The sequence below is a fragment of the Veillonella sp. genome, from assembly GCF_015058545.1.
Lineage (GTDB): Bacteria > Bacillota > Negativicutes > Veillonellales > Veillonellaceae > Veillonella_A.
The window spans coordinates 22,776-33,593 of sequence record NZ_SVCB01000097.1 but is presented as its reverse complement, the minus strand read 5'-3'; the positions used below and the strand labels follow the sequence as shown (position 1 = coordinate 33,593).

Annotated in this window: 13 protein-coding genes; 12 read left to right on the top strand and 1 reads right to left on the bottom strand. The window is 42.6% G+C overall.

Annotated features, from left to right (window positions below):
- From E7204_RS06625 to E7204_RS06570, 12 genes are all read left to right on the top strand, one after another.
- Positions 1–1,201, top strand: a 1,201-nt coding sequence (locus E7204_RS06625; protein WP_295182942.1) for an ABC transporter ATP-binding protein, incomplete at its 5' end; no start/stop codon positions are given.
- Positions 1,202–1,203: 2 nt separating this feature from the next.
- Entirely contained in the window at positions 1,204–1,983 is a 780-nt protein-coding gene (locus tag E7204_RS06620) for an RNA methyltransferase (RefSeq protein ID WP_295182940.1), read from the top strand.
- The gene (gene larB, locus E7204_RS06615) at positions 1,983–2,762 is read left to right on the top strand and encodes a nickel pincer cofactor biosynthesis protein LarB (RefSeq protein WP_295182938.1); all 780 of its coding nucleotides are present in this window, start codon (positions 1,983–1,985) and stop codon (positions 2,760–2,762) included. Before E7204_RS06620 ends, larB begins: the two co-directional genes overlap by 1 nt.
- A gap of 72 nt (positions 2,763–2,834) precedes the next feature.
- Positions 2,835–3,281, top strand: coding sequence for a nickel insertion protein (gene larC / locus E7204_RS06610; protein WP_295182936.1), 447 nt, complete (start codon positions 2,835–2,837; stop codon positions 3,279–3,281).
- 245 nt (positions 3,282–3,526) lie between these two features.
- Positions 3,527–4,381 (top strand): ChbG/HpnK family deacetylase, encoded by an 855-nt coding sequence (locus tag E7204_RS06605; RefSeq protein WP_295182934.1) that lies wholly within the window; start codon positions 3,527–3,529, stop codon positions 4,379–4,381.
- On the top strand, positions 4,378–5,400 hold the full coding sequence (locus tag E7204_RS06600; RefSeq protein WP_295182932.1) for a lysylphosphatidylglycerol synthase transmembrane domain-containing protein: 1,023 nt from the start codon (positions 4,378–4,380) through the stop codon (positions 5,398–5,400). The genes E7204_RS06605 and E7204_RS06600 overlap by 4 nt, the downstream gene beginning before the upstream one ends.
- Positions 5,393–5,842: an ACT domain-containing protein gene (locus E7204_RS06595; protein ID WP_127058088.1), complete on the top strand. Its 450-nt coding sequence runs from the start codon at positions 5,393–5,395 to the stop codon at positions 5,840–5,842. The genes E7204_RS06600 and E7204_RS06595 overlap by 8 nt, the downstream gene beginning before the upstream one ends.
- 173 nt (positions 5,843–6,015) lie before the next feature.
- Positions 6,016–7,305, top strand: coding sequence for a homoserine dehydrogenase (locus E7204_RS06590; RefSeq protein ID WP_295182930.1), 1,290 nt, complete (start codon positions 6,016–6,018; stop codon positions 7,303–7,305).
- 12 nt (positions 7,306–7,317) lie between these two features.
- The gene (gene thrB / locus E7204_RS06585) at positions 7,318–8,232 is read left to right on the top strand and encodes a homoserine kinase (RefSeq protein ID WP_295182928.1); all 915 of its coding nucleotides are present in this window, start codon (positions 7,318–7,320) and stop codon (positions 8,230–8,232) included.
- Positions 8,233–8,384: 152 nt separating this feature from the next.
- On the top strand, positions 8,385–9,248 hold the full coding sequence (gene htpX, locus E7204_RS06580; RefSeq protein WP_295182926.1) for a zinc metalloprotease HtpX: 864 nt from the start codon (positions 8,385–8,387) through the stop codon (positions 9,246–9,248).
- 11 nt (positions 9,249–9,259) lie between these two features.
- Entirely contained in the window at positions 9,260–9,670 is a 411-nt protein-coding gene (gene ndk / locus E7204_RS06575) for a nucleoside-diphosphate kinase (RefSeq protein WP_021841859.1), read from the top strand.
- Positions 9,671–9,703: 33 nt separating this feature from the next.
- Entirely contained in the window at positions 9,704–10,210 is a 507-nt protein-coding gene (locus E7204_RS06570) for a cob(I)yrinic acid a,c-diamide adenosyltransferase (protein WP_021841858.1), read from the top strand.
- 186 nt (positions 10,211–10,396) lie between these two features.
- Here E7204_RS06570 and E7204_RS06565 read toward each other — a convergent pair whose 3' ends face one another.
- Positions 10,397–10,738 carry a hypothetical protein gene (locus E7204_RS06565; protein WP_295182925.1) on the bottom strand — a complete coding sequence of 114 codons (342 nt, stop codon included), beginning with the start codon at positions 10,736–10,738 and terminating at the stop codon, positions 10,397–10,399.
- Between the last annotated feature and the right edge of the window lie 80 nt (positions 10,739–10,818).

The window sequence follows — 10,818 nt, the reverse complement described above, 5'->3', positions numbered from 1 at the left end:
TATTATTTTTATCTATCAAAAATACAGCCGTAAGGCGTTCCGCGGTGTCCGTACCAAATTGGCTGCTTCCAATACGTCGGTGCAGGAGATGCTCAACTTCATCGTCATTATTAAATCCTATGTGGGTGAAAAAATTATGGCGAAGCAGTATGACCGCATCAGTCGTGAGTTTTTGGAAGCCGGTTTATTCGAGGTTAAAACTTTTGCTATCTTCCGCCCGATTGTGGACGGCTTACTGTTCGTCATTTTTATCGCCATTTTCAGCTTTACCAATTGGTTCGATTCAGTGACGGAAGCCGGTACGGTATTCGCCTTTATCCAGTACATGGATAAATTTTTCCAGCCGATTAAAGAAATTGCGGAAAAATATAACAACTTGCAAAGCGCCTTAGCCGGTGCGGAGCGTTTGGTGCCGATTATTAATGAAGAGTCCGACACGACCATTGAAGCGGTGGCGATTCCGGACGAGTTTAAAACGATTAACACCATTGAATTTGACCATGTATGGTTCTCCTATGATGATTCTGATAATTATGCCTTAAAAGATATTTCCATTGCCATTGACGGCGGGCAATTTGTGGGCATCGTAGGACCATCCGGGGGCGGTAAATCTACCTTGATGAGTTTATTGATGGGCTTTTACCGTCCAACTAAAGGGACGATTCGTATCAACGGCTATGATACGGCCTATTATGCGCCGGCTGTCTTGCGTGAAGTCATGGGCTATGTATTCCAAGATAGTCATTTGTTCAAAGGGACTATTCGTGAAAACCTCTCCCTCTACGATGACACGATTCCCGAAGAGAATCTCATAAAAGCGGCCGAAAAGGCTCATTTACACGCCATGATTGAACGCTTACCGCAAGGCTATAACACGCCGGTTGGTTATTTAGGTTCCTTATTATCGACCGGGCAGAAGCAGTTGTTAGCGTTAGCTCGCGTCTTGGTGCGCGATCGCAAAGTTCTCATCTTTGACGAAGCAACGGCTCATATTGACAGTCATACGGAACAATTGATCCAGGAATCCATTGAAACGATTCGCGGTGAAAAAACGATTATCAGCATTGCCCATCGTTTGTCGACGATTCGTTCGGCCAACTGTATTTATATGATTAAGCACGGACAAATTGTAGAACAGGGGGATTATGAATCGTTAATTGCACAAAAGGGTGAATTCTTTGCACTTTGGGAGGCGAAATAAGGTTGGAGCTCATTACGTCAAAAGATAATAAAACATTAAAATATGCACAATCTTTACAGCGCAAAAAGTACCGCAAATTATACGGTGAGTATGTAGCGGAAGGTCTTCGCACCGTAAGTGATATGATGGCCACGGGCCTGGTAAGCACGATTTTTGTAAAAGAAGACAGTCACTACGACTCCATCGTAGCTGAGGCGGAACAACGAGGCATTAAGCTATGGTCAGTACGCAGCGATTTGATGCATACCATCGAATCTACCGTTAACGGTCAAGGCATCGTTGCCATTGTGAAGAAGCAACATCATGATATTAACGATTTAGTGATTACCGATGGTCTTTATGTGCTTCTTGATGAAGTGCAAGACCCCGGTAATTTGGGGACTATTATTCGCACCGCTTTAGCGGCCGGTGCAAAGGGGCTCTTTTTAACAAAAGGCAGTGTGGACCCTTATAATGAAAAGACCGTTCGCAGCACTATGAGTGCCATTACTAAAATACCGATTTTTGAAAATGTTACCGTTGAAGACGTGGCGGGTTTAATGAAAAACAGTCAGTTAACGGCCTATGCCACTGCTTTGGAGAATGCTGAGGCAATTCAAGATGTAACATTTGCGAAGCAAACCTTATTACTTTTGGGCAACGAAGCGAATGGGCTCAGTCAAGCTTGGTTCAACATGGCCGATAATCGGATAACTATTCCCATGTACGGCCCTATTGAGTCCCTTAATTTGTCCGTAGCGGCAGCTTTATGCATGTATGCAGTGAGAGAGAGTTGGTTATAATGAAGGAACAGGACATCAGCCAAATTTTAAAAGCTTATAAAGACGGTTCCCTTGATTTAGAAGAATGTCAGTCATCGATTACCGAATTGATTAGTCAAGCGGTCCAAAAAGAAGAGCGGGCGCGCAATTTACAAGATGCCGTACTCGATTTGGATCGTGCCAAAAGGCAGGGTTTTCCCGAAGTGGTCTATTGTGAAGGTAAAACCGATGAACAGTGTATTACCATTCTAAAAGAACTGAACTTGCACTACGGTACGTATATGGGGACCAGAGCAAGACAGAGCATTTATGATGCGTTAAAACCTATCATCCCTGAAATTGAATACGATGCAACGAGCTGTATTATTTATCGTCATAGTGATAAGGCTATTTGCAATGAGGGCCGTACTATTGCGGTAGTAACAGCGGGGACAAGCGATATTCCGATAGCCGAAGAAGCTGCCGTAACCGCGGAACTTATGGGGAATGAAGTGATTCGCATTTATGATGTTGGCGTAGCGGGGATTCATCGTTTATTTCACCGTTTAGATGATATTACCGCTGCCAATGTTGTTATTGTAGTGGCGGGCATGGAAGGGGCATTGGCCAGTGTAATCGGCGGGCTTGTGACGAAACCGATTATAGCCGTGCCCACCAGTGTAGGCTATGGCGCTAATTTTAAAGGCTTAGCCGCCTTGTTATCTATGTTAAATTCCTGTGCTGCCGGTGTCGGCGTAGTGAACATCGATAACGGATTCGGCGCCGGCCGTTTAGCTCATATGATTAACAGTCAACGATAATCGTTAATCGTTTATAAAGTAATACGGTAGACCTGACTCATTCAATAGACGTGCAGAAGAAGAGGTGCCTGTATGAATTCGCAATTAATTCAAATTGAAGCAAATATCGACAACATGAATCCGGAATTATATGGTTCGTTGCTGGATACCTTGTTAAAAGGCGGTGCCAATGATGCGTGGTTAACCCCTATTATTATGAAAAAGGGAAGGCCCGCCATTATGCTCAGTGTGTTGGCGCCGAAGGAGCAATTAAAGGATATCAGTGAATTGATTTTTGAAAATACCACCACTATCGGTTTCCGATATTTTGCGGTAGATCGTATAATCTGTGAACGAGAATTTGAAGAGATTTTTTACAAAAATCAAAAGATACATGTAAAAAAGGCGTTTCACGACGGGAAACTGGTCAATATTTCCCTTGAATACGAAGATTTAGCTAACGCTGCCCGTGCATTAAATATTCCTATAAAAATTTTGGAAAAAGAAGTGTGGGCCACCTTAACAAGTCCCGTATTTTAGTGTAAAATATAGTCTCTCACACTAATTATTTATAATTCAAGATGAAAAGTATCATCTGTCGTGATTTGATACATCATGACGGTAAATTTTACAGTAATATTATCAGCAGTTCATTAATTGTTTATAATTTTTTCCTAAAATTAGTGTGTAATAGTAAAATTCCACTATACACTACCAATAGACATATGTTAAAATAACATATATCCTCTTTAAATGATTAAGTATTAAAAAAGTAGAAGGTGCATATGATACGATTAATTGTTAATGCCGACGATTTCGGCTTACATCAAGCCGTTAACGAAGGTATCATTAAAGGGCACAAAGAGGGGATTATCACAAGCACATCGTTATTGGCCAATGGCGATGCTTTTGAAGAAGCAGTTGCTATGGCCAAGGAAAATCCTCATTTGGGGATTGGCGTCCACACAGCCCTTGTGGGTGGTCTTAAACCACTAAGCGGCGCCGACAAAGTACCGAGTCTCGTTGACGAGCACGGTCGATTTTTTACCTCCTATCCGCAATTCATTAAGAAAGCGGTATCGGGAGATATTAATTTTGAAGAAGTTTATCAAGAATTGGATTTACAATTCGAAAAAGTGGTATCTTCGGGTCTTGCCATTACGCATGCGGACGGACATCAGCACTTGCATGTATTGCCGCAAATTACACCGATTATGACTTCCTTATTGAAAAAATACGGCATTAAAAAGATGCGTATTCCTGCGGAAGATCGTTTTTTCCGCAACGGGATCAATCAATGGGGGCGTTTTGCCGGTAAGGTAGGTCTGGCGGAAGTGGCCGATAAAGCATACACCTTTTCAAGTCGTATGGGCATTTGGTCACCACGTTATTTCTGGGGCATGATGAGCGGCGGCCAGCTCACGGAAGAACGATTAATGGAAATTCTTCATCGTGTAGCCGGTACTCGTGGCAGTCATGAAATTATGACCCATCCCGGTAATAATGATCGGGTTCTCAACGCTTTATTCCCTTGGGATTATCATTGGGAAAGTGAGTTAGCCGCTATGTGTGCGGAACCGGTAAAAGAGTTTATCAAGTTCCATCAGATTCAGCTTCTCAATTATGGTGAATGTGAATGAATAAGATGCTCAAGCGAGGCCTGTTGTTAGGGCTTTTGCTACTGGTTATTTCGGGGCTCACTATTTATTTCACAATTGATTTAAAAGCGTTACAAACTCTGGAAACCTTTAATATTACATCCTTGTTGTTGGCCTTGATTGCATTGGCTGTGGGTATGTATTTTGACGGTTTACGTTTACAGCGATTAGTACGAATGGGCGGCTATAAATTACCGATTAAAGCTATTTTACGAGTTATATTCGGTAACTATTTTATGGCCATGCTGACACCCGGTGCCAGCGGCGGCGCGGTGGCTCAGGTTTTAATCCTTAAGAGTTACGGTGTACCCGTTATGAAAGGGGCTCCCATTGTACTGATTCGAACCGTATTTTCTATTTTGTTCTTAATTGCTATGTTACCGGTTATATTTTTACACGGCTCCATAACAATTCCTTACATCAGCAACGAAGCTTTGATTCAAATATCATTTATTATGGTACTTTGTACAATTTTTGGCTTATATCTGTTGCAGACCAATTTAATGAAACGATTTGTTTACATTGTAGCCGAGCGGTTACAAAGTGGTCATCCCAAAAGTTGGTTAGCCAAATTAGCTGAGTTAAATGAAGGGTTTAGCTTAATCTATGCCAGACCGTTTCAGTCCATAGTGGTTTTCATTGAGTCCGGTTTAAGTCTTATCGCTTTATATACGATAGCACCGGCACTTATGATGGCCTTTACATGGGATATACCGATTGTGGAAGTCCTCAATCGCATGATTTTATTAAATCTTATTTTGTATTTTGCCCCTACACCGGGTGGTACAGGTGTAGCCGAAGGTTTATTCGTTTATTTGTTTGAGTCATTTTTGCCGTTAGGGACTGTCGGAATTGTCGCAGTTGGCTGGCGTGTAGTGGCTGAGTATTTGCCGTTTTTCATTGGCATGTATTCCGTATTTACCCTCTACGGTCGTCAATTTGTAGCCGGCGCGGCAATGACTGATGAACAGGAAAAAGATGGAGGTAGTAACATTGGCTAAGTTAAAGAAAGACAAATTTTATTTGGTTCAAGAAGACATTCTTCCTGAAGCCATTAAAAAGACGATTAAAGTAAAAGAAATTTTAAAATTAGGCGAAGCTAAAACGATTAACGAAGCAGTTGAACGCATGGATTTAAGTCGTTCCGCCTACTATAAATATAAAGACTATGTATTCCCGTTTTACGAAATTGCTCAAGGTAAAATCGTATCTATTACGGTTTCCATGTCCAATGATCCGGGCATGTTATCCAGCATTTTACGGGCTATTGCCGAAAGTAACGGCAGTATTTTGACAATTAACCAGGATATTCCGCTTCAGGGCATTGCTAACGTAACAATTGCCTTCGAAACCAAAGATTTGTCCACTACATTAGAAGAATGTTTGGATAATATCCGTAGTATCCGCGGTATCTTAAAAGTTGAAATTTTAGGTCAGGCTTAATCAGAATTAGATTAGACAACGTTTAATCGGAATTAGATTAGACAACGTTTAATCGGAATTAGATTAGACCGGCATTTCAACATTAAAGAATATGGCAAGTAAAAAAGAGAAATAGGCTAGCCCCGACTTATTTAATAGGCCGGGGCACTCTTATAAGAGAGAGGGAGAAGAAGATGGAACAAGTTAAGGTCGCCTTACTGGGATTTGGGACCGTAGGGCAAGGAACATTTGAATTATTAGTAAAAAACCGTGATTTAATCGCTAATCGCACCGGTGTATCGATTCAAGTCAGTAAGATTTTTGTACGCAATGCTGAAAAATACAGCCACGTTGAATTGCCGGAAGGTACACAGTTTACGAATGATGTAGACTCGATTTTTGAAGATCCGTCCATTCAAATTATTGTAGAAGTTATGGGCGGGGTAACTTTCGCCCGCGATTGTGTTGAAAAAGCTTTAAAAGCTAAGAAAAGTGTAGTTACGGCCAATAAGGATTTACTGGCTGAAGCTGGTCCTTATTTATTGGATTTAGCCGGTAAAAACGGCGTTGATTTGCGTTACGAAGCCAGCGTATTAGGCGGCATTCCGATTATTCGCACCCTGTATGAATCTTTAGGGGGCAATAAAATTACGGAAATCGTAGGTATTTTAAACGGTACCACCAACTTTATTTTGTCCAACATGACCGAAAAAGGCGCCGGCTATGCGGAAGTATTGGCTGAAGCACAGGCGTTAGGTTATGCCGAAGCAGATCCGACGGCCGATGTGGAAGGGCTCGATGCAGCTCGTAAATTGGCTATTTTGTCATCCATTGCCTTTAACCGCCGTATATTCTTTGAAGACGTATCCGTTGAAGGGATTACTAAAATCGATGCTACAGATATTGCCTTTGGTAAAGAGTTCGGTTACACCATTAAATTATTGGGCATTGCCAAAGAAACTAAAAAAGGCTTGTCCCTTAATGTGCATCCGTCCTTTATTTCCAGCAATCATCCGCTTGCATCGGTACGCGGTTCTTATAATGCTTTATATGTTAAGGGCAACGGCATCGATGACGCCATGTTCTATGGCCGCGGCGCCGGCAGCTTGCCAACGGGCAGCTCCGTCGTAAGTGACATCATGGAGATTGCCAAAAATATCCAAACTAACCACCTTGGTCAGTTAAAGCCATTCTATTTCTCCGAAAAGAATTTATATGCGTCCGGTAAAATTGAATCGTCCTACTATATTCGCATCTTAGTAGACAACTCCACCGGTGTTTTGGCAAAAGTAGCGTCAAAACTGGCAGAGCAGCGCATTTCCGTACAAGCTGTAACGCAGCGTAATGAAAGTGAAACAACCTCTACGTTGGCTATTGTTACATCGTCTTGTCCGCGTTCTTATATTTCGAATGTAATTGATGCCTTCAATAATCTTCGCGTTGTTCGTGAAATCGGCAGCGTTATTCCTATTATGACAGATTAGGAGGCAGCACAGATGGAAACAATTACAGTTAAAGTCCCGGCTACCAGTGCCAATTGCGGCCCCGGGTTTGACTCGCTGGGCCTCGCCTTGGAGCTATATAATACATTTACCTTCACCCCTGATGAAACGGCCACCGCAAACGAATATACTTTTGCGGGCTTTGATGCCGATACGTTGGCCAAAGAAGATCAAACTCATAATTTAGTGGGCCAGGCCATGCAAGCTGTTTTTCAAAAAGCAAGCTCCGAACCTATATATGGTAACGTTCACAGTGAAACGGTAATTCCACCGTCCCGTGGGCTCGGTAGCAGTTCCACGGCCATCGTAGCGGGTTTACTCTTGGCGAATCGCTTGTTGGCAAAACCACTTACAACGCATGAACTCTTAGTCTTGGCCAACTCCATCGAAGGGCATCCGGATAATGTGGCGCCCGCCTTACTGGGAAATCTTGTGTGTGCTGTCAATGATCCGAAAGAGCTTTTATATACAACCGTGGCCTTACCGGAAGAGTTACTTTTCGCTGTAGTGGTGCCGGAAGTGTCGGTTTCTACGGAATATGCCCGGAGCGTTTTGCCAAAAACGATTGCTCATAAAGAAGCGGTGGCTAATGTGAGTCATGCCACCTTGTTTGTTACGGCCTTATTGCAACATAAACTGGATTATTTGCGCATTGCTTTGGAAGATTATCTCCATGTGCCATATCGCAAAGCGCTCATTCCGCATTGTGAGGAAGTATTTTCGGTCGCTCGTAAAGCAGGTGCCTATGGAGCCACTATCAGCGGCTCCGGATCTACTTTGATTGCCTATTGCCCGCGTTCCACGGCACAGACCGTAGCCACGCGTATGGGCGATGTGTTTAACAACAATAATATTCCGTGCCGTACTTATGTGCTGAAAGCCGATACGGTAGGAGCTCGCTACGTATGATAAATGTTTATAAAATTGCCAAATGAAAGCAATTACTATATAATTATACTGTGAATAGAGGTTACTAAAATCAGGAAACAAGTCTATTCATCAGGACGTAGCTTACTGAGTAGCAAGCTACACATTTATCTTAAGAAAGAGGCAAAACAAATATGAATAATGTTAAGACTGCTGTTTTACTGGCATTGATGACGGGGTTATTGATGGTGATCGGACAGTTGGTCGCCGGACGAGTCGGTCTCATGACAATGTTCCTTATCTCCATGGCTATGAACTTCTTCAGCTATTGGAACAGCGATAAGATTGTACTTAACATGTACAATGCACAGCAAGTTTCGGGGTCGGACAATCCGGAGTTGTACAATATGGTGGCCGGTTTGGCTAAACGCGGTAATTTACCGATGCCAAAAGTGTATATCATCAACTCCGATGTGCCGAATGCCTTTGCCACAGGTCGAAATCCTGAGCATGCAGCGGTAGCAGTTACGACAGGGATTATGAATCTCTTGACGGATGATGAAATCGAAGGCGTACTGGGTCACGAATTAACTCACGTTAAACATCGCGACACTTTAATCAGTACAGTGGCTGCCAGTTTGGCCGGTGTGATTACAATGATCGCCAATATGATGCAAATGTTTGCTATCTTCGGTAGCAGTGATGACCGTGAAAGAGGCAATCCAATCGCCATGTTGGCTACCATTATTTTGGCACCGATTGCGGCCGCCTTAATTCAGATGGCGATTTCACGTTCCCGTGAATACCTTGCCGATGAAGGGGGCGCCGAAATGAGCGGCAAACCATTGGCTTTAGCTTCGGCCTTAGCCAAAATTGATTATTACTCTAAACATGGCATGTTGCCGGGCGGCGAAGCTCAGCTTGGACCGACAGCTCACATGTTCATTATTAATCCGTTGGGAAGTGTGAAAGATTTAGCAAGCTCACTTTTCAGCACACATCCAAGTACAGCATCTCGTATTGAAAAATTAAAAGAATTAGCAAGTCGTATGCGTTAGGAGGCAGTCTTATGGAACACACGTTAGTACTCGTAAAACCGGACGGAGTGAAAAAGAAAATTTGCGGTGAAATCTTGGCTCGTTATGAGCGTAAAGGTTTGACAATCAGCGCTTTAAAATTATTGCAAGTACCGCGTGAGTTAGCTGCTGCCCACTACGACGAACATAAAGATAAACCATTCTTCCAAGAATTGATTGATTTTATTACGTCCGGCCCGGTTTTGGCTATGGTACTTAGCGGTGATAATGCCGTAGCGGCAGTCCGCCAGCTAAATGGCGCTACAGATCCGTTAAAAGCTAATGCCGGCACTATTCGCGGCGATTACGGTTTGGCTATTAACGAAAATGTTGTTCACGCATCGGATGCGGTAGCAACGGCAGAACGTGAAGTTGCCCTTTGGTTCCCTGAATTCAAAGCGTAATATATCTTTCTTTTTACAAATGAGGTGATTAGTATGAGTGGTAAAGTATATACTAAAACTGGTGATAAAGGTTCTACATCCCTCTATACGGGTGAACGTCTTTCCAAAGCGTCCCTTCGCGTAGAAGCGTATGGTACGGTTGACGAACTTCAATCGGTATTAGGTGTTGCGCGCGCTTTTTCTGAACACGAAGATATTCAGCAAGTTATCTATGATATCGAGAAAGAGTTGTGGCAGCTTATGGCGGATGTAGCTAGTCTCGGCCAAGAACCGAACATCACGGATGCTCATATTGAAAATTTAGAAAAGATTATCGACAGCTATGATGCTAAAATGGAACCGCTCACTAAATTTATTGTACCGGGCGATAAAAAAAGTTCCGCCTTATTGCATCAATGCCGTACGGTAACTCGTCGTGCGGAACGCGCTTTATGGCGTCTCGCTGAATCGGGGGAAACCGTTCACGATGTGGATATTCGCTATTTAAATCGCTTGTCTGATTGCTGCTATATGTTAGCACGTGCCGAATTTGAACTATAAGTTGGTGGCAGTAACTTCATAAGATTTGACACGTGAATACGGTCACCAATATAAAAAAGCTATGTTACCGAATCATTCGCGTAACATAGCTTTTTCTTATTCTATATAGATAGTTTTAATTTGAACGATATACATTCATCCAATTTGAGTGATGTAAACTCAATGTGGACAAGTCTGCAAGATGCCTTATTGCTGGTCTATGGTGCCTTTATTGAGCACATCTTCCGGACTTGGATAGTAGAAAAAGACTGTCATGATTTCATAATTAAATTTTTCACGAATTTTCGCAGCTAAAATCGTTTCGAATTCAATGAGATTATTCGGATCGAGGTCGCCGTCTTCAACGAGCACCAATAACTGCGGTTCCACTTCCGGGGCATTATCCGGCAGTACTTCACGGCTTAAGGGGATATTAACGATGACGCGAGCCGTTGCTACATACTGATCGTTTTGATCGGTAACCACGGCACGATACGTATTTTCCCATAAAGTGGCCATTAATTTTACAAACAAGTTTTTCATTTCCATAGGTATACACTCCTTATCAGTCTTTGATTTATTGTATACTTATTTAAGAAATAATTTCAAGGGTTAGATGCTATACAAAA